We start from the raw sequence: 18,340 nt of genomic DNA on the forward strand, positions 1-18,340 counted from the left end.
GGGACTGCGGGGCCCATCTCGTCTCTTCGCCGGGAATACTTCAGCCAGCTAGGTCCTACTCGATAACCTTGGGCGCCACATTACGCTCCGGCGTCCAGGTCTCCTCGTCTTCCACGAGGTAGTCGGGACGCTCGCCGTTCGGGCCGTTCTCCTTGCCCTTGCCGCCGTGTGCGCCAGGCATTCCAGCCATGCCCATCGGACGACGGCCTCCGCCGGTGCCGGACTGCGTACCACCACGGCTACGGTGCAGACCCGAGCCGCCCTGTCCGCCGGTGCCGGTCTTGCCACCGGTACCGCCGACGACGCCGCCCTTCTGCCGGGCCAGCGCTCCTCCGCGTCCGGCTGCGGCACCCTTGGCACCGCCACCCGCGCCGGCCGCGCCTCCCATGCCGGGTGCACCGGCACGTCCGCTGCGGGATCCGGCACCGGCGGCACCACCGCCGCCCGTACCCGACCGGCCGGCCATCGTGCCACCGGGCATGCCCCCGCCCGGGATGCCCGTCGCTCCGGAGCCACCGCCGCTCACATGACCGCCGCCTCCGCCGACGCCGCTCAGGCCCCCACCGCCGGTGAGGCCGCCGCCACCCCCGCCGGTGAGTCCTCCACCGCCGGAGCCTCCGCCGGGGAGGCTGTTGAGGCCGGTCCCCACGTGCGGAAGAGTCGACGTCTTGGGCGGAGTCGTGGCGCCGACACCACCGGAGATACCTCGCTGACGCGGAGCTTCCAGATCACCGGGTGAGGTATATCCCGGCCCCTTCGGGGAGGGAACGGAGCCCTTCGGGGCGGACGGCTTGGGGCGGTTGACGACACCGTCCGGAAGGGGGACGAACGGCGGCGGCGGAGGCGTCTGCCCAGGACCGTCGATCTCGGGCCTGTCGATCCCGGAGCCCGACGGCGGCTTCCCCATCGCCGCAACGTTGGACCGGTACGCCGACCCCAGGTACTCCATCATGACGGCCGTCTGGAGCTGGCGCTCCTTGCCTTCCGACAGCTCTCCCGAGTTGCCGTTGAGGACGTCCGTGGTGTCCTTGCCCTGCTGGAGTTCGTGGATCGCCTTCGAGTCGTCGCGTCCACCCTTCGAACCGAAGGTCACCACTTTGAGTGCGTAGTTACCCGCGGCGTCGAGGTTGCTCTCCGTACCGGAGGGCTTCTCCATCGCGTCGATCTTCTTCTTGTACTCGTCCAGCGTGTGACCGACGCCATCCATGACGTGGTGCATGTTGGACGCGTACGGGGCCGAGTTGCCGATGTTCTGGCTGATCGTGTTCGCGCGCTGCCGGAATCCCTCGGCAGCCTTGCCGCCCCAGTGTTCGAGAACTTCCTTGACGGCGTCGTCGAACTCCTTCCGGAGGCCGCCCCGCCCGTCTTCGCCCACGAGAGTGTCGTGGATCCACTTCCAGTTGACTGCGATCTCTTTGACCTTGCCGGGATTGGCGTGCGCCACCATGGCCTTGAGTTCGTCCATGTCGCGCTCGTAGAACTTGGTCTCATGCTTCGCGTAGAAGCACCCCTTGTCGGTGGTGACTCCGCCATTGCTCGCCGACATGGTCACTTACCCCCGGCATTCAGCGCGTTGTGAACGTCGTACTCACGGTCGTGGTAGGCGTCCTTGGTCTTTGCCGTCTTCTGGCTCAGGTCATCGACAAGATCGGCGAGCTTTTTGAGGATCTGATCATCCATGAACGCCTTCATTTCGTCGTGCGCCCGCCGGAGTTCCTCCTCCTCCCGGAAACCGGTGCCCAGTGTCCCGGCCGGCAGAAAAGTGCTGTGCCCGGCCTTGCTCTTGGCCTCCGTCATGCTCCTGAGCACTCCGTTGAGCTTGCGCCCGACGGTGTCCAGCGCTTCGAGATCGACGTAGTACTCGTCGCTGCTGCCCATTAATGTCCTCCCCGTGTGTTCAAGGTGTTCTTGCGGCGCCAGTCGCGCAGGGCGATCGAGGTGCCGACGACCGTGGCGACGGCCAGTGCGCCGCCGCCGATGATGTAGATGGCGATGCGGGCCTGGCGTTCCTCGGTGGATTCGCCGATGGTCAGGGCGGCCGCCTGGATGTCGGCGCCGTTGTCGGCGCGGCCGGAGTCCGTGTCCGGCTTGGGTTCGCCGGTCGGCTTGGTCTTGTCGTTGAGAGCCGCTACGGGGTCGACGACGCCCCAGCCGATGTTGTGGTCCCGGTCCTTGCGGACGCGCTCGGCGGTCTTCTCCAGGTGCCAGATGACCTCGCGCGGCTTCCACTGCTGGTGCTCGGCCTTGTTGCGGCCGATCAGGAGGGCCGCGGCGCCGGCGGCGTAGGGGGCGGCGAAGCTGGTGCCCTGGTCGACGCAGTTGCCGCCGTTGGGGACGGTGGAGACCATGTCCACGCCGGGGGCGGCGACGTCGACGAAGGCGCCGGCCTGGGAGAAGGGGGCGCGCTCGTTGTTGCGGTCGGAGGCGGCGACGGCCAGTACGTTGGAGTTCTCGAAGGCGGCCGGGTACATGCTCTGCTCGGCGCCGCTCGCACCGCCGTTGCCCGCCGAGGCGACGATCAGGACGTCCTTGGCCTCGGCCCGGGTGACCGCGGCCTGCAGACCGCTGAGGAGGGCGCGGTCCGCGTTGGTGCCCTGGGAGATGTTGATGATGTCGGCGCCCGCGGCGACCGCGTCGTCTATCGCCTTGGCGAGACTGGCGGCCGTACCGCCCTTTTCCTTGTCCGTCTGCTGGAAAGGAATGATGGTCGCCTTGGGGGCGAGGCCGTAGAAGCCGGAGCCGGCCTTCGTGCGGGCCGCGATGATGCCCGCGACCTTGGTGCCGTGGCCGACCTGGTCCTCGGTGGGCTTGCCCTTCTCGACGTAGCTCTTGCCGCCGGTGATCGCGCCGCGCAGCTGTTCGTTGCCCGAGTCGACGCCGGTGTCGATGACGGCGACCTTGACGCCCTCGCCTTCTCCGTAGGCCCACATCTGCCGGGTGAGCAGCCGCTGCAGCGACCACGGGGTCTCTTTGATGTCGTCGGTGCCGAACGTGCACTGGCCACTGTTCAGGGGCACGTTCGGGTCCGCGTTCGCCGGGGCTGCCGTCGCGCAGGACAGGGCGACGGCCGAAGCCGCACCGGCCAGTGCTACCGCCGCGCGTCGGCGGTGGCCGGCTCGGTGACCATTGGCGCGAGATCCCACGAGGTGTCTGCTCTCCGTGTGTGGCGGATTCGGGAAGGTGGAGGTGAGGGGGAGGAACCGAGGAGCCGGTGGGGGGAGTGTGTGGACTGCGTGAGGGCGGGCGCACTGGTGCAGCGCGCCCGCCCTCATTCACCACTGTGCGAGCCTTCGTGGCTGCTCAGCCGTTGTGCCGTGTCCGTTCCGTCGGTGGACGGTGACGGATCAGCCGCCCCAGATGCTGGCGTTCTTGGACTCGGTGCTCTGGTAGTTCTGAGCGGCCTGGTCCAGGGCCTTGGCGATGGCTTCCAGGGTCGAGTGCAGGGAAGCGGCGCGCTGGTCCCACTCGCGCTGGCGGGCCTGGTAGCCCTCCTGCGCGGCACCTTCCCAGCTGGCGGCGATCTTCTTGACACCCGACTCAAGGTCGTCGAGCTGGGTACGGATGTTGTTGGCCGTTCCGCGCACGTCGGAGGCGGCCTGGGAGATCGTCGCGAAATTGACGAGGATCTGGCCGGACATGAAGTCTCCTCGGGGAGTTGAGCTGAGATCGATTCACATGCCGCAGCAGGACGGCCGGCCCACGGTCCGCCGGGGCGGTGGGCCGGTGCGTGCTGCGGCGAAGTGGGCGCGCCGCGGTGGGCGGCGCGGTCCCGTCATCCGAAGGGCGAAGCCTGCGCGGAGACGTGGGACATCGTCTGAGCCTGCTCCTCTTCCGAGGCCACGTAGTTCTTCGTGGTCGAGTCGATCGCTTCCTTGATCTCGTTCAGCAGCTGGTTCAGACGCTTGGCGTCATCGTTCACCTGGGTCTGCAGCTGGTGGTACGAGGTGGCGGCAGCGCCCTTCCACCCGGACGTGATGCCCTCGACGACCCCGTTCAGGCGAGTGATCTCACCCTGGATCGACTGGTTGACGGAGGAGATACGGCCGCTGAATGCGACCATCTCCTCCTCAGTGGTTGTGAACTGCTGACCAGCCATAAGTCAACGTCCCCCATGAGACTCGTACGTCGTGCCGGGGGACTGACGTGAAGTGAGCCCCCGGTCGGCATCTTCTGTTGACGCCTTCCGCCACTTTAACCACTCCATACCCCCGCCCCCAACAGCGGGTGGGCGGTTGTGACGGGATCACAACAAAGGCAACTGGCCGATCGCGAATGCCAATTCGATGGAAACGGACAGATGCCTTTGTTTCGGTCAAGCGGGCAGGTGAAGCGGCCCCTTCGGTTGTGAAGGAACCGTGCGGGTGCGGCGGTCAGGAACTCTGCGGCTTCTTGGCGCTGTCGACATCCAGCTGCGGCCCTTCCGACAGCAGCTGCGACCACGCCTTGTCGACCGTCGGCGGGCGCACGCTCTCGTATCCGAGGTGGATCTGCGCCTGATCGCGCGCCTTCTCCGCATTGCCCGCCTTGGTGGCGCTGTCGTTGCTGCGCGGCACCGAATAACGCAGACCGGTGTCGGTCACCAGGAAGAGCGTGCCCTCCTTGGCATTCGCCGTCACCTGCTGGTACAGCAAACCGCTGCCGGGCGTCACGTACGAAGCCGAGCCGGAGGCGATGGCGGCCGGGTAGTCCTTGCCGACCCAGGTGGTCATTTTTGGCACGGCGCCGTTGAAGCCGAGTGCCTTGCCCGCGCCGTTCGCGTACTCCGTGCTGGTGCCGTGGTAGACGCTGCAGGCCACGTCGGCGCCCTTGCCCGAGTCGCCGATGCCGGAGCTGCGGCGCGTCGCGGCGGCGTTCGCCATGGTGACGGCCTCGGAGGGCCACAGGGCCGTGCCGGGGAAGTTGCCCATGAACTGGACGACCTGGTCCTTGTCGTCACGCTTGGGGGTGATGCTGTCGGTGGACACCTTGATGACGTCCATCTTCTCGCCGCCCTTCTTGACGGCGGTCGCGTTCGGCCCCTCCAGCAGCAGCTTGGCCTGGAAGTTCGTCACCTTCTCCAGGCCGTCGGCGGTCACCACGTACTTCTGGCTGTCACCGGCCTGCAGGACGTTGCCGATGACGCTGTAGTTGCTCGGTACGCCCTCGACGGCGGCCCGGGTGCCCGCCTTCTCCACCCGGGGCATGGTGAGCGGCATCTGGCTCTTGATGAGGGTGTTCATCCATTCGGAGGTCACCTGCTGCGGCTGCGCGTCACCGAAAATGACCTGGCGCAGCTTGTCGTCCTGCTGCTCCTTGACGGCCGGCGAGGGCGCCTTGCCGGCGAGGGCGTCGAACGGGAAGGCCACGCCGTTCTCGTCGACCAGGTACTTCTGGCCGTCCGGGTCCTGGACGTACAGCGCCTGGTGCAGGTCCAGCTTGCCGTGGTCGAGCACCTTGGCCTTGTCCTTGCCGCCGAGGACGAACACGGCCTGCTGGGACTTGCTGTTCTCGCCGCTGCCGGGACGGTCGCAGACGGCCCAGACCTTGGGGGTGCCGGCCTCCTTCTCGGTGGGCAGCCGGTCGGGGGCGTACGGGATTCCTATGGCCGGGCCGTGCGGAATCTTTCCGTCGAGTTCCTCTTCCTTCACCTTTACGACCTGAAACTTCTTCGGGTCGAGAAGGAGTTTGGCGGAGGCCAGGTTGAGGATCGGGTGGAGAAGTTTCTGATTGCTGCCGTTTTCGCCCTTGCTGTTCAGCACGACATAGCGGGTGGTGGACTTGTCGCCGACGATGACGTTTTGCGCCGGCGTGTCCCAGCCCTTCGGGGCGACCGGCTTGAGGATGCCGCAGGCGCCGAAGCCCACGGTCACCACCAGGCCGAGCAGGATGCTCGGGAGCACCGCCTTGAGCGGCCGCGGCGCGCTCTCGATCGAGCCGTTCGGCAGCGGCTTCAGAAATGCCGCAGTCGTCCGCTTTCGAGCGAACGAATACGCATTCAGCTCGTCCCGACGTGATGCCATTGTTGCTTTCTCTCCCCGCCTGTCGGATCCACCGTGGACCGCCCCCGGCACTCGGGCCGCAGCGCCCTCTACTATGCCGTGTGTCGATCGACCCGTACGGTACGGGTGCCACCTTCCGGCGCACCAGTCTCGACGACGGTACTGAGGCCGGGAAGACATACCGCTCAGAGGCACAATGCTCGGAGCCACACCACCAGTAGAGGAGCAGGCCGGGGGATGTCCAGCGCCACCAGGGCTCGACGCCGCAATGGGCGGCAGCAACAGCAACAGCCTTCCGTTGCGCCGCATTACGCGGGAAATGCGGGCCAAAACGGTATAGCTCCGGGCAATGGAGGAAATCAAGACCGCGGAACCGCGGACCGGCCGGCCGGACCGGTGGCACCCCGGCTGCGCGCGCAGGCGGGAAGCATCGGCGGCGTCCGTGTCCAACAGCTCGCGATCATCGAAATCGCCGCGGCGCTGGTGCTGGTGGGATGGGCGATCCACCCCGTGGCCCTGACCGTCGCGGCGGTACTGGCGGCCGTACTCGTCGTCTTCGCCCTCGGCCGGCGCCGACGCATTCCGCTGCCGGAGTGGATCACGACGGTGCGCGCGATGAAGCGCCGGGCCAAGCGGAGCGGTTCGGCCGCGGGCTCCGGCGGCGTCGACCCGGCCTTCGCGCCGCTGGTGGAGTGCGACCCGGCGCTGCGGACGTACGAGTACACCGACTCCGACCAGCGGGCGATCGGCTTTGTCGGGGACGGCACGTTCCTGACCGCCGTCGTCCAGCTGGAGGGCCGCGACGAGCCGCTGCGCCCGGCGAGCGGCGGCCGGTCGCTGCCGATGGACGTCCTGCACACCGCGCTGGACGTGGAGGACATCCACCTCGAATCGGTGCAGTTCGTGCAGTACACCCAGCCGGCCCCGGCCCCGCACCTGCCCGAGCAGGCCGTCGCCGCCCGCTCCTACGCGCCGCTCCAGGCGCAGACGAAGACCCCCGCCCTGCAGCTCACCTGGATCGCGCTGAAGCTGGACCCGGAGCTGTGCGCGGAGGCCATCGAAGCACGCGGCGGCGGCCTCGACGGCGCGAAGCGCTCGCTGCTGCGCGCCGCCGACCAGCTCGTCAGCCGCCTCTCCGCGCACGGCGTACGGGCCAAGGTGCTCGCCGAACGCGAGGTGGTGGCCGCGGTGGGCACCGCGGTGTGCGTCAGCCCGCGGGCCGCGAACGGCGCGATGGGCCGGGACGGCCGCGCCGCGCGCCGTACCCAGGAGACGGTCCGCGCGATGCGCTGCGACGACCGCTGGCACACCACGTACTGGATCGGCCGCTGGCCCCAGCTGGGCCAGGGCGGCACCCCGCTCGCGGGCGTCGTCCAGCTGCTGAGCAGCACCCCGGCCATGGCCAGCACCTTCTCCCTGACCGCCTCGCACGGCAGCGGCCGGGCGCCCGCCATCTCCGGCTACGTCCGCCTCTCGACCCGCAGCGAGAACGAACTGACCGCCGCACAGGGCGAGTTGGAGCGCCGCTCCGGCTCCGTGAAGGTCGGACTCGTACGGCTGGACCGGGAGCAGCTGCCCGGTCTCCTGGCCACGCTCCCCCTCGGAGGTACCCGCTGATGGCGACGCCCACCTACCAGCCCCGCGCCACCCCGAGCAGCGACGGCTGGCGCAATCCCCCCATCGGCGGCGCGCCCTCGGGCGGCGGGCGGCGGCTCTCGCACGAGCCCCGGCCCGACGAACGGCAGTCGGCGGCCGCCGGGCCGCGCCCGCAGCCGGGCTTCGGCCTGAAGGGTCCGCGGCGCAGCCCGCACGTCCTGACGCCGGAGTCGCTCGGCGCGCTGACCCTGCCGGTCGCCGAGGATGGTGTCGTCATCGGCATCGACCCGCAGAACCAGCCCGCCGTGGTGAGCCTGCTGCGGCCCAGCCCGCTCGAAGTGGTGCTGGTGGGCAGCATGTGGCTGGCGCAGGTGCTGTCGCTGCGTACGGTCGCCACCGGCGCGCGGGTCGCGGTCGAGACCGCCCGGCCGCCGGCCTGGGCGCAGATGGCGCAGGCCGCGGGCGGCGGGCAGCAGTGCGTCTCGGTCCACGACGTACGGCAGATCGCCCCGCAGGGCGCGTCGGTCTCCAGCCCGGTCCTGGTCGTACGGGACATGGGCGCGCGGCCGCCGCGCAACCAGCTGGCGCCCGGGCCCTGGCAGTCCGTACTGACCGTGCTGCCCTTCCTGGGCCCGCGGTCGCCGCAGCTGCTGGCCCGCGCCGACCTGGTCTGCCTGCAGCGGCTGTCGCCGGAGGAGGCCGAGGTCGTGACGCGCATCACGCGGCTCCCGGCGCAGATCGGCGGTGTGCTGCCGACGCTCAGCGACAACGCGATGCTCTGGTGCACGCGCGACAGCCACCAGTTCGTGATGACGCAGCCGACCGACGCGGAGACCAATCTGCTCGGCGGCGCGCGGCGCATGGACTGACGGAGCGGTACGTACCGCGCGTCACGTATGCGCGGGCCTTCGCGGGTACCTCGTGCGGGGTGTCCGCGGGCCCGCGCGCGTGCGGTCATGGGCCCGTGTGCGGGTGCGCCGCCGGGTTGCCAAGACGAGACGCCGCCGACTGCCGTTCGTGGCCGACTGTTGATTAGGCTGTATTGGAGAGCCGCAGGAGCACACCGACGGCTGCCGATACGGGGATGGAGACAGTTAGTGTTGGCGCTACCCGGGGTGGTGTGGTCCGACGTCCGCTACATCCGATCGATCCGCCTGTATCCGGTCCTGCCGTTCAGGTGCGTTGCAGTACACCAGGAGGCACAGTGAGGGAGCAGGAGGCTTTCCGTCCGGACGGGAACGATCCTGACGACGACCAGTCCGAGTTCGATCTGACGGGTGAATTCAAGATCGATTTCGCGGCTCCGGCCTGGTACGCCAGCAACGACACCAGCGGCGGCGGTACGGCCGCGGCCGCACCGGCCACACCTCCCGCCGCCACGCCCTCCACGCCGCCCACCGGCGCGCCGCTGAGCGGGCCCGCGCAGCCGGGCCCCGGCCAGGCCGGTCCGCAGGCCGCCCCGGCCCAGGGTGCTCCGCAGGGCGATGCGATGCCGCCCGCCGCCCCTCCCGGGTTCCCGACGCTCCGTCCTGACGCGGGCGTGCCCGACGCGGGCGCTCCCGACGCGGGCGCTCCCGACGCCGCTCCGGCACCCGCGCCCACCGCGCCACCGGTCGCACCGGCTCCCGTCGCACCGGCTCCCGTGGCGCCTCCCGCGCCCGTTGCCGAGGCCGCGCCGGAACCGCCCGCCGAGGCCGCGGAGTCCGACGCGGCGGCGTCCGCGTCCGGGACCGTACGCGCCGGCAGCGGTGTCGACCCGTCGGCCTCCCTGTGGGCCGACGACCCGGCACCCGAACCGGCCCCCGCGCCCGCCCCGGTGGAGGTCGCACCAGCCGCCGACGAGCAGCGGACCGACGAGACGGACGGGTCCGGGGCTCCCGCAGCGGCCGAGGCGCCGGCCCCCGCCCCCGCTCCCCTGGCGCCGCCCGCGCCGGAGGCCGAAGCGGCCGTCGCCGCGCCGCAACCGCCTGTGCAGCAGCAGCCCGCTCCGGAGGTGCAGCAGCCGGAGGCCGGCCGGCAGGAAGCTCCGCAGCAGGACGTGCCGCAGGAAGCACCACAGCAGGACGCTCCTCAGGAGTTGCCGCTCCAGCAGCAGGCCCCGCAGGAGATGCCGCCTCAGCAGCAGGCAGCACCGCAGCAGTTGCAGCAGCAGGCACAGCAGGTGCCGCAGCAGCAGGGCACTCCCCCGCAAGGCGCGCCCTGGGGCGCCGCCGCCGGGCAGCAGGCAGGTGCGCCTGCGCACCTCCCGCCGCTGCCTCCTGAGTACCAGCCCGCGGACCCGCGCACGGCCCAGGCGCAGGCTCAGGCCCAACAGCCGTACCAGCAGCAGGCGCAGCCCCAGGCCCAGCCCGAGCAGCAGCCGTACGCACAGCAGCCGCAGCAGCAGCCGTACCACCAGCAGTCCGGCTACCCGCAGCAGTATCCCCAGCAGGCGCAGCAGACCCACCCCCAGCAGCCGACGCCTCAGCAGGCCCAGCCGCAGGCCGCTTACGGGTATCCGCAGCCCGCCTACGGGTACCCGCACCAGCACCCCCAGCAGGGCGCCCCGACGCCGCAGCAGGCACCGGCCGACCCCAACACCGCTGCGGCACAGGGCGGTTACGGCTACCCGCAGCAGGCCCAGCCTCAACAGCAGTACCCCCAGCAGGCGCAGCAGCAAGCACAGCAGCAGGCCGCTTACGGCTACCCGCAGCAGCAAGGTGGCTACGGCTACCCGCAGGCCGCCCAGGGCTACCCGCAGCAGGCCGCCCCCGCGCAGCAGCAACAGCAGCAGTACCCCGCGTACGGCCAGCAGCAGGTCCCGCCGCAGGCCCAGCAGCCCCAAGCCCAGGCCCAGCAGCCGCAGGCTCAACAGCCCCCGCACCCGCAGCCGCAGGCCCCGCAGCAGCCGCAGGCCCCCACCCCCGTCCAGGGCGCCGACCCGAACGCCGCCGCCAACTACGCGCAGTACTCGCAGCCAGGTCAGCAGCAGCAACAGCAGCGGGCCGCTCCCGGCGCGCCCCTGGGCTACAGCGCCGCCGTCGAGCTGACCTCCGACCGCCTGCTCCGCAACCAGCCCAAGAAGAAGAAGCCGGGCGCCAACGCGCAGCCCTCGCGCTTCAAGCTGGGTGCGAAGAAGGAGGAGCAGGAGCGTCAGCGCAAGCTGGAGCTGATCCGTACGCCGGTGATGTCCTGCTACCGGATCGCGGTCATCAGCCTCAAGGGCGGCGTCGGCAAGACCACGACGACGACCGCGCTGGGCGCCACGCTCGCCTCCGAGCGGCAGGACAAGATCCTGGCGATCGACGCGAACCCGGACGCCGGCACGCTCGGCCGCCGGGTCCGCCGCGAGACCGGCGCGACCATCCGTGACCTGGTGCAGGCGATTCCGCAGCTGCACAGCTACATGGACATCCGCCGGTTCACCTCGCAGGCGCCGTCCGGTCTGGAGATCCTCGCCAACGACGTGGACCCGGCCGTCTCGACGACGTTCAACGACGACGACTACCGGCGCGCGATCGACGTGCTCGGCAAGCAGTACCCGATCATCCTCACCGACTCGGGCACCGGCCTGCTCTACAGCGCGATGCGCGGGGTGCTGGACCTCGCCGACCAGCTGATCATCATCTCCACGCCGTCGGTGGACGGTGCGTCCAGCGCCAGCACCACGCTGGACTGGCTGTCCGCGCACGGCTACGCCGACCTCGTACAGCGCGGTATCACGGTGATCTCCGGGGTCCGCGAGACCGGCAAGATGATCAAGATCGACGACATCGTGTCGCACTTCGAGACGCGGTGCCGCGGTGTGGTCGTGGTCCCGTTCGACGAGCATCTGGCCGCCGGCGCCGAGGTCGACCTGGACATGATGCGGCCCAAGACCCGCGAGGCGTACTTCAACCTGTCCGCGCTGGTGGCCGAGGACTTCTCCCGGACCCAGCAGGCGCAGGGCGCCTGGCCGGACCCTGCCCAGCAGCAGATGCAGCCGGGCGACCCGAACGCCCAGCAGCAGTACGGGCAGCATCAGTACGGCCAGCAGGCGTACCCGCAGCAGCCGGGCCAGGAGGCACCGGGTCAGCAGCCCGCCGGGTACCCGCCGCAGCAGGGCGGCTGGACGCAGCAGCCCCAGCAGCAGGCGCAGCCGCCCCAGGGCTGGCAGCAGCCCCCGGACGCGCCGCAGGCGCCCGGACAGCCCGGCCTCCAGCCGGGGTGGACGCAGCAGCCCCCGCCGCAGTAGCACCACGGCCCGCGCAGCAGCATCAGGGCACAGGACAGGGCCCGGCACTCGGAGGAGTGCCGGGCCCTGTCCCGTTCTGACCGGACCCTCGCGGGCCCGGAGTGAACCGCCGTCAGCTCCCGGCTTCGGCCTCGGCCTCGGCCGCCCCGATCAGCTCGCGCGTCTCCTTCACGTCGACCGCCATCCGCTCCAGCAGCCCGTCGAGCGTCTCGAACTTCTCCATGCCGCGCAGGTACGCGTAGAAGTCCACCGCGACGTGCAGGCCGTACAGTTCCAGGCCGACGCGGTCGATGGCGTGTGCCTCGACGGTCCGGGCTGTCCCGTCGAACTGCGGGTTGGTGCCGACCGAGATCGCCGCCGGCATCTTCTCGCCGTCCGCGTGCAGCCAGCCCGCGTACACCCCGTCCGCCGGGATGGCGGTGTGCGGCAGCGTCTCCACGTTCGCCGTCGGGAAGCCCAGCTCCCGGCCGCGCTGGGCGCCGCGCACCACCTCGCCCTCGACCCGGTGCGGCCGTCCCAGTACCTCCCGCGCGCCCGCGACGTCGCCCTCGGCGACCAGCCGCCGGGTCAGCGTGGAGGAGAACGGCTCGCCGCCGCCCGCCGTACCCCGCTCGAACAGGTCCACCACCTCGACCGCGTAGTCGTAGGTGCCGCCCAGCTCGGTGAGCGTCTCGACGGTGCCGGCCGCCTTGTGCCCGAAGCGGAAGTTCGGCCCCTCGACGACCAGCCGCGCGTGCAGCTTGTCGACCAGGACCTTGACCACGAAGTCGGCCGGGGCCAGCTTCGAGAAGTCCGTGGTGAACGGCAGGATCAGCACGGCGTCCACGCCGAGGCCCGCCATCAGCTCCGCGCGCCGCTCGTGCGGCGCCAGCAGCGGCGGGTGGGTGCCGGGCCGTACGACCTCGCTGGGGTGCGGGTCGAAGGTGACCACCACGGCCGGTACGCCCAGCTCCCGGGCGCGCGCCACCGTCTTCCCGATGATCAGCTGGTGCCCGCGGTGCACGCCGTCGTAGGAGCCGATGGTGACGACGCTGCGTCCCCAGCCCTCGGGGATGTCCTCCAAGCCACGCCAGCGCTGCACTGTGCCCGCTCCTCGCCAGAACTCTCGTCCGTCACTGCGCCGGGAAGAACCCGGTCGGATCCGGGCACCCTCGGCCTTACGCAGGTCTAAGACTGCCATGCCTCGCGCATCGCTTCGCGGGAAGGGTCACCTCGCTTCTGTGGAGTGCGGCACCCCCGGGCGCGTGTTCCGCCGCCCCGGCCCGCGCGTGTCCCCCGTACGCCGGAGCACGCCGCCGCCGTCCACGCCCCGACAGTCGCCGGAGCCACCGGGGCACCGGGTCATCGGGGCACCGGGCCACCGGGTGCGACGGGTACGGCGACGGGCGGTGCCGTGGGTACGGCACCGCCCGTCGTACTGCTCCGGCCCGCCCCGGGAGGGGCACCCGGTCACTCCGCGAAGACCGCCAGGCTCTTCGCCCGTCCGCCCTGGTTCTCCAGCAGCGCCAGGAACGTCCCGTCCGGCGCGAACGCCGCCGCGGGCCGTGCCGGCCCGTCGCCGTCCTCGTCGAAGCGCGGCATCGGGATGCGCACCCCGTTGGTGAGCAGCCGCGCCTGGTCGAGGGTGACGTCCCAGCGCGGGAAGGCCGCGGCCGCCGCCTCGCCGATCGGCATGACCGGCAGGCCGCCGCCCGCCTCGTCGTCCACGGCCGTCTGGAGCTGCTCCAGCGTGCGGGCCCGGTCGAGCTTGTACGGGCCCACCCGGGTACGCCGCAGCGCGGTCAGGTGGCCGCCGACGCCGAGGGCTTCCCCCAGGTCGCGGGCGAGCGCCCGGATGTACGTACCGGAGGAGCACTCCACCGAGACCAGCAGGTCGGTGACGGGCGTGCCGTCCGCCGCCTCGGCCTCCTCGACGGAATAGACGACGAACGAGGAGACGGTCACCGGGCGGGCCGGTATCTCCACGTCCTCGCCCTTGCGCACCCGTGCGTAGGACCGCTTGCCGTCGATCTTGATGGCGCTGACCTTCGACGGCACCTGCATGATCGCGCCGGTCAGCTCCGCCACGCCCGCGTCGATCGCCGCCCGGTCCAGGCCGTGCGCCGCCGTGGACGCGGTGATCTCGCCCTCCGCGTCGTCGGTGACCGACGTCTGGCCCAGCCGGATCGTGCCGACGTACTCCTTCTCGGTCAGCGCGAGGTGACCGAGCAGCTTCGTGGCGCGCTCGATGCCCAGCACGAGCACGCCCGTCGCCATCGGGTCGAGCGTGCCGGCGTGCCCGACGCGGCGGGTACGGGCCATGCCGCGCATCTTGGCCACCACGTCGTGCGAGGTGAAGCCGGCCGGCTTGTCGACGATGACCAGGCCGTCCGGCGCCCCCTGCTTGGCGCGGGTGCGCTCGACACGCTTCGCGCCGGTGTTCTCGCGCTTCATTACTGCGGGGTGTCCTCGTCCTCGTCGCCCGGCTTACGGTACGGGTCGGCCTCGCCCGCGTACGTGGCGCCCGAGGACGCCTCGCGCACCTTGGCGTCCGAGGCCCGTGCCTTGTCGAGCAGGTCCTCGATCGTCTTGGCGTTCTCCGGCAGCGCGTCCGCGACGAAGGTCAGGGTCGGCGTGAACTTCACGCCCGCCGCCTTGCCGACCTCGGAGCGCAGGATGCCCTTGGCGCTCTCCAGCCCGGCGGCCGCGCCGGCCCGCTCCTCGTCGTCGCCGTAGACCGTGTAGAAGACCGTCGCCTCCCGCAGGTCACCGGTGACCCGGGTGTCCGTGATGGTCACGTGGCTGCCGAGCCGCGGGTCCTTGATGCCGCGCTGCAGCTTCTGGGCGACCACCTCCCGGATGAGGTCCGCCAGCTTCTTCGCCCGCGCATTGTCGGCCACTGGTCCGTCTCCTTCTGTGTCTTTCACCATGGTGCGTGTGGCGCCGACGACCCGCTCAGTCGTCATGGTCGCCGTGGATGCGCCGCCGTACCGACAGCAGCTCCACTTCGGGCCGTGCGGCGACCAGGCGCTCGCAGCGGTCCAGTACGTCTGTGAGGTGCCCCGTGTCCCCGGACACCACCGCGAGTCCGATGGTGGCTCTGCGGTGGAGATCCTGCTCGCCGACCTCCGCCACGCTGACCGCGTACTTGCGGTGCAGTTCGGCGACGATCGGGCGGACGACGGAGCGCTTCTCCTTCAGCGACCGTACGTCGCCGAGGAGGAGGTCGAAGGACAGCGTCCCTACGTACATGCGGTGCGGGTAAGGCCACCCGTGGGGCACTAGATGCCAGATGTACGAACTGTTTGAACCGTACAGGCAACGGCCGGGGCCGATCGACGGAATTTTCTTCCGCCGACCGGCCCCAGTCGGTCACTGCGTGATCAGCCGCGCGGCTTCTCCCGCATCTCGTACGTCGCGATGACGTCGTCGACCTTGATGTCGTTGAAGTTGCCGAGGTTGATACCGCCCTCGAAGCCTTCGCGGATCTCGGTGACGTCGTCCTTGAAGCGGCGCAGACCCTCGATGTTGAGGTTCTCCGCGACGACCTTGCCGTCGCGCACCAGGCGTGCCTTGGTGTTGCGCTTGACCTCGCCGGAGCGGATGAGAACACCCGCGATGTTGCCCAGCTTGGACGACTTGAAGACCTCGCGGATCTCCGCCGTACCGAGCTCGACCTCTTCGTACTCCGGCTTGAGCATGCCCTTGAGGGCCGCCTCGATCTCCTCGATCGCCTGGTAGATGACCGAGTAGTAGCGGACGTCGACGCCCTCGCGCTCGGCCATCTGCGTCGCGCGGCCTTCGGCGCGGACGTTGAAGCCGATCACGATCGCGTCGGAGCCGGACGCCAGGTTGATGTCGGACTCCGTGACCGCACCGACGCCGCGGTGCAGGACCCGGATGTCGACCTCTTCGCCGACGTCGAGCTGGAGCAGCGAGGACTCCAGGGCCTCGACCGAACCGGACGCGTCGCCCTTGATGATGAGGTTGAGCTGCTGGACCTCGCCGGCCTTGAGCACCTTGTCCAGGTCCTCCAGCGACACCCGGCGGGTGCGCTTGGCGAACGCGGCGTTGCGCTCACGGGCGGCGCGCTTCTCGGCGATCTGGCGGGCCGTGCGGTCCTCGTCGACGACCAGGAAGTTGTCGCCGGCACCCGGGACGTTGGTCAGACCCAGGACCAGGACGGGGGTCGACGGACCCGCTTCCTCGACGTTGTTGCCCTTGTCGTCGAGCATCGCCCGGACGCGGCCGTACGCGTCACCGGCCACCATCGTGTCACCGACGCGCAGCGTGCCGCGCTGGACCAGGACGGTCGCCACGGCGCCGCGGCCGCGGTCGAGGTGGGCCTCGATCGCGATGCCCTGCGCGTCCTGCTCGGGGTTGGCCCGCAGGTCGAGCGAGGCGTCCGCGGTCAGGACCACGGCCTCCAGCAGCTCCTCGATGTTCTGGCCCTGGCGGGCGGAGATGTCGACGAACATCGTGTCGCCGCCGTACTCCTCGGCCACCAGGCCGTACTCGGTGAGCTGACCGCGCACCTTGGTCGGGTCCGCGCCCTCGACGTCGATCTTGTTGACCGCGACCACGATCGGCACGTCGGCCGCCTTGGCGTGGTTCAGCGCCTCGATCGTCTGCGGCATCACACCGTCGTTGGCCGCCACCACGAGGATCGCGATGTCGGTCGACTTGGCACCACGGGCACGCATGGCGGTGAACGCCTCGTGACCCGGGGTGTCGATGAAGGTGATGCGGCGCTCTTCGTCGTTGACCTCGGTCGCGACCTGGTAGGCACCGATGTGCTGGGTGATGCCGCCGGCCTCGCCCGCGATGACGTTCGTCTTGCGGATCGCGTCCAGCAGTCGGGTCTTACCGTGGTCGACGTGACCCATGACGGTCACCACCGGCGGACGCGCGACGAGCATCTCCTCGCCGCCCTCGTTCTCGCCGAAGTCGATGTCGAACGACTCCAGGAGCTCGCGGTCCTCCTCCTCCGGGGAGACGATCTCCACGACGTAGTTCATCTCCTCGCCGAGGAGGTGCAGCGTCTCGTCGGAGACGGACTGCGTCGCGGTGACCATCTCACCCAGGTTCAGCATGACCTGGACGAGCGACGCCGGGTTGGCGTTGATCTTCTCGGCGAAGTCGGTCAGCGAGGCACCGCGCGACAGGCGGACCGTCGCACCGTTGCCACGGGGCAGCATGACGCCGCCCACCGACGGGGCCTGCATGGCCTCGTACTCCTGGCGCCTCTGGCGCTTCGACTTGCGGCCACGACGGGCGGGCCCGCCGGGACGGCCGAAGGCACCCTGCGTGCCACCGCGGCCACCGGGACCACCCGGACGTCCGCCGAAGCCGGGACGGCCGCCGAAGCCGCCGCCACCACCGGGGCCGCCGCCACCGGGACGGCCGGCGAAACCGCCGCCGCCACCCGGACGACCGCCACCGCCACCACCGGGACGGCCGGCGAAGCCGCCGCCACCGGGACGACCGCCGCCACCGGGGCGACCGGCGCCACCGGGACCGCGACCGCCGCCGCCGGGACCCGGACGCGGGCCGGCGGCCGGGCTCTTCGGCATCATGCCGGGGTTGGGACGGTTACCCCCGCCGGGACGCGGGCCACCCTGGCCGGCACCCTGCGGACGGGGCATGCCGCCCGGGGACGGACGGTTGCCGCCGGGAGCCTGCGGACGGGGACCGCCCTGGCCACCCTGGCCGCCGCCCTGCGGACGCGGGCCGCCGGGGGCACCCTGGCCGCCGGGGCGCGGCGCGCCACCGGGACGGGGGGCCTGCGGGCGGGCCATGCCGGTGGAGCCACCGGACGTGAAGGGGTTGTTGCCCGGACGCGGGCCGGACGGACGGTTGCCGCCGGGACGCGGGGCGCCGCCCTGGCGGTCGCCGCCGGGACGGGGAGCGTTGCCGCGGCCCTGGCCACCCTGGCCGCCGCCCTGGCCGCCCTGCTGCGGGCGGGCCGGACGCGGGCCGGGGGTGGCGCCCGGCTTGGGCGCCGGGGCCGACGGCGGGGCCTGGAACTCGGGCTGCGCGGGGGCGGCCGGAGCGGGCTTGGGCGCCGGGGCCTTGGGGCCCGGCGTGGGACGCGGACCCGGGGCCGGGGCCGACTTCGGGGCCTCGGCGGGAGCCGCCGGGGCCTGGGACTGGGGCGCCTCGGGGGCGGCCGGCGCCGGAGCCGCGGGGCCCGGCTTGGGGGCGCCCGGCTTCGGGGCGGCGGGACGCGCCGGGGACGGCGCGGACGGCTTCGCGGGCGCGCTCTTGCGCGGCGCCGCGGGCTTGCCGGCGGCACGGCCGTTGCCGTTGCCTGCCTGGAAAGCGTCGGTCAGCTTTCGAACAACCGGCGCCTCGATCGTCGAGGACGCCGAACGGACGAATTCACCAAGTTCTTGGAGCTTGGCCATGACGACCTTGCTCTCCACTCCGAACTCCTTGGCGAGTTCGTATACCCGGACCTTAGCCACTTCGCTCCTTCTAGGTCCGGGTGTCCACCGGACCGTCGCTACTTCATGGGCGTACTCATCGCGTACTCATCGAGTGCTCATCGCAATCTCGACCTACTTCCGACTCG

The 18,340-nt window shown here is 71.2% G+C and carries 14 protein-coding genes; 3 read left to right on the forward strand and 11 right to left on the reverse strand.

Features of this window, described 5'->3' with window-relative positions; genetic code table 11:
* Positions 1-55: 55 nt before the first annotated feature.
* From OEIGOIKO_RS43500 to OEIGOIKO_RS11470, 6 genes are all read right to left on the reverse strand, one after another.
* On the reverse strand, positions 56-1,546 hold the full coding sequence (locus OEIGOIKO_RS43500) for a hypothetical protein (RefSeq protein ID WP_170251691.1): 1,491 nt from the start codon (positions 1,544-1,546) through the stop codon (positions 56-58).
* 2 nt (positions 1,547-1,548) lie between these two features.
* Positions 1,549-1,878, reverse strand: a complete 330-nt coding sequence (locus OEIGOIKO_RS11450; RefSeq protein ID WP_125053953.1) for a hypothetical protein — start codon at positions 1,876-1,878, stop codon at positions 1,549-1,551.
* On the reverse strand, positions 1,878-3,017 hold the full coding sequence (gene mycP / locus OEIGOIKO_RS11455) for a type VII secretion-associated serine protease mycosin (protein ID WP_246177311.1): 1,140 nt from the start codon (positions 3,015-3,017) through the stop codon (positions 1,878-1,880). Before mycP ends, OEIGOIKO_RS11450 begins: the two co-directional genes overlap by 1 nt.
* 327 nt (positions 3,018-3,344) lie before the next feature.
* The gene (locus tag OEIGOIKO_RS11460) at positions 3,345-3,638 is read right to left on the reverse strand and encodes a WXG100 family type VII secretion target (protein WP_030024340.1); all 294 of its coding nucleotides are present in this window, start codon (positions 3,636-3,638) and stop codon (positions 3,345-3,347) included.
* Between the two features lie 134 nt (positions 3,639-3,772).
* The gene (locus OEIGOIKO_RS11465) at positions 3,773-4,096 is read right to left on the reverse strand and encodes a WXG100 family type VII secretion target (protein ID WP_125053955.1); all 324 of its coding nucleotides are present in this window, start codon (positions 4,094-4,096) and stop codon (positions 3,773-3,775) included.
* 274 nt (positions 4,097-4,370) lie between these two features.
* Positions 4,371-5,999 (reverse strand): type VII secretion protein EccB, encoded by a 1,629-nt coding sequence (locus tag OEIGOIKO_RS11470; RefSeq protein ID WP_125053956.1) that lies wholly within the window; start codon positions 5,997-5,999, stop codon positions 4,371-4,373.
* Between the two features lie 375 nt (positions 6,000-6,374).
* Between OEIGOIKO_RS11470 and eccE the strand changes: the two genes are divergently transcribed.
* The 3 genes from eccE (at position 6,375) to OEIGOIKO_RS11485 (ending at position 11,787) form a co-directional block, all read left to right on the forward strand.
* Complete coding sequence (eccE, locus tag OEIGOIKO_RS11475; protein ID WP_125053957.1) at positions 6,375-7,595, forward strand: type VII secretion protein EccE; 1,221 nt, start codon at positions 6,375-6,377, stop codon at positions 7,593-7,595.
* Positions 7,595-8,443, forward strand: a complete 849-nt coding sequence (locus tag OEIGOIKO_RS11480; RefSeq protein ID WP_125053958.1) for a hypothetical protein — start codon at positions 7,595-7,597, stop codon at positions 8,441-8,443. Before eccE ends, OEIGOIKO_RS11480 begins: the two co-directional genes overlap by 1 nt.
* Before the next feature lie 335 nt (positions 8,444-8,778).
* Positions 8,779-11,787 (forward strand): SCO5717 family growth-regulating ATPase, encoded by a 3,009-nt coding sequence (locus OEIGOIKO_RS11485; protein ID WP_125053959.1) that lies wholly within the window; start codon positions 8,779-8,781, stop codon positions 11,785-11,787.
* A gap of 112 nt (positions 11,788-11,899) precedes the next feature.
* Here the strand turns inward: OEIGOIKO_RS11485 and OEIGOIKO_RS11490 are convergent, their stop codons facing one another.
* The 5 genes from OEIGOIKO_RS11490 to infB all read right to left on the reverse strand — a co-directional run bounded on the left by OEIGOIKO_RS11490 (position 11,900) and on the right by infB (position 18,233).
* Complete coding sequence (locus OEIGOIKO_RS11490) at positions 11,900-12,868, reverse strand: bifunctional riboflavin kinase/FAD synthetase (RefSeq protein ID WP_125053960.1); 969 nt, start codon at positions 12,866-12,868, stop codon at positions 11,900-11,902.
* A gap of 368 nt (positions 12,869-13,236) precedes the next feature.
* Positions 13,237-14,220: a tRNA pseudouridine(55) synthase TruB gene (gene truB / locus OEIGOIKO_RS11495; RefSeq protein WP_125053961.1), complete on the reverse strand. Its 984-nt coding sequence runs from the start codon at positions 14,218-14,220 to the stop codon at positions 13,237-13,239.
* A complete protein-coding gene (gene rbfA / locus OEIGOIKO_RS11500) occupies positions 14,220-14,666 on the reverse strand; it encodes a 30S ribosome-binding factor RbfA (RefSeq protein ID WP_031009518.1) in 447 nt (148 codons plus the stop codon). Before rbfA ends, truB begins: the two co-directional genes overlap by 1 nt.
* 55 nt (positions 14,667-14,721) lie before the next feature.
* The gene (locus OEIGOIKO_RS11505; protein WP_030024331.1) at positions 14,722-15,018 is read right to left on the reverse strand and encodes a DUF503 domain-containing protein; all 297 of its coding nucleotides are present in this window, start codon (positions 15,016-15,018) and stop codon (positions 14,722-14,724) included.
* Positions 15,019-15,149: 131 nt separating this feature from the next.
* Positions 15,150-18,233: a translation initiation factor IF-2 gene (gene infB / locus OEIGOIKO_RS11510; protein WP_125053962.1), complete on the reverse strand. Its 3,084-nt coding sequence runs from the start codon at positions 18,231-18,233 to the stop codon at positions 15,150-15,152.
* Positions 18,234-18,340 lie beyond the last annotated feature (107 nt).

It is taken from the genome of Streptomyces paromomycinus, assembly GCF_003865155.1.
GTDB classification, from domain to species: domain Bacteria; phylum Actinomycetota; class Actinomycetes; order Streptomycetales; family Streptomycetaceae; genus Streptomyces; species Streptomyces chrestomyceticus.

What these genes read in the sequence shown, in the direction of transcription:
- OEIGOIKO_RS11480 (WP_125053958.1), top strand. Translation starts at nt 7,595, where the DNA reads ATGGCGACGCCCACCTACCAGCCCCGCGCCACCCCGAGCAGCGACGGC.
- truB (WP_125053961.1), bottom strand. Translation starts at nt 14,220, where the DNA reads ATGAAGCGCGAGAACACCGGCGCGAAGCGTGTCGAGCGCACCCGCGCC.
- OEIGOIKO_RS11465 (WP_125053955.1), bottom strand. Translation starts at nt 4,096, where the DNA reads ATGGCTGGTCAGCAGTTCACAACCACTGAGGAGGAGATGGTCGCATTC.
- OEIGOIKO_RS11470 (WP_125053956.1), bottom strand. Translation starts at nt 5,999, where the DNA reads ATGGCATCACGTCGGGACGAGCTGAATGCGTATTCGTTCGCTCGAAAG.
- OEIGOIKO_RS11460 (WP_030024340.1), bottom strand. Translation starts at nt 3,638, where the DNA reads ATGTCCGGCCAGATCCTCGTCAATTTCGCGACGATCTCCCAGGCCGCC.
- OEIGOIKO_RS11450 (WP_125053953.1), bottom strand. Translation starts at nt 1,878, where the DNA reads ATGGGCAGCAGCGACGAGTACTACGTCGATCTCGAAGCGCTGGACACC.
- OEIGOIKO_RS11505 (WP_030024331.1), bottom strand. Translation starts at nt 15,018, where the DNA reads ATGTACGTAGGGACGCTGTCCTTCGACCTCCTCCTCGGCGACGTACGG.
- OEIGOIKO_RS43500 (WP_170251691.1), bottom strand. Translation starts at nt 1,546, where the DNA reads ATGTCGGCGAGCAATGGCGGAGTCACCACCGACAAGGGGTGCTTCTAC.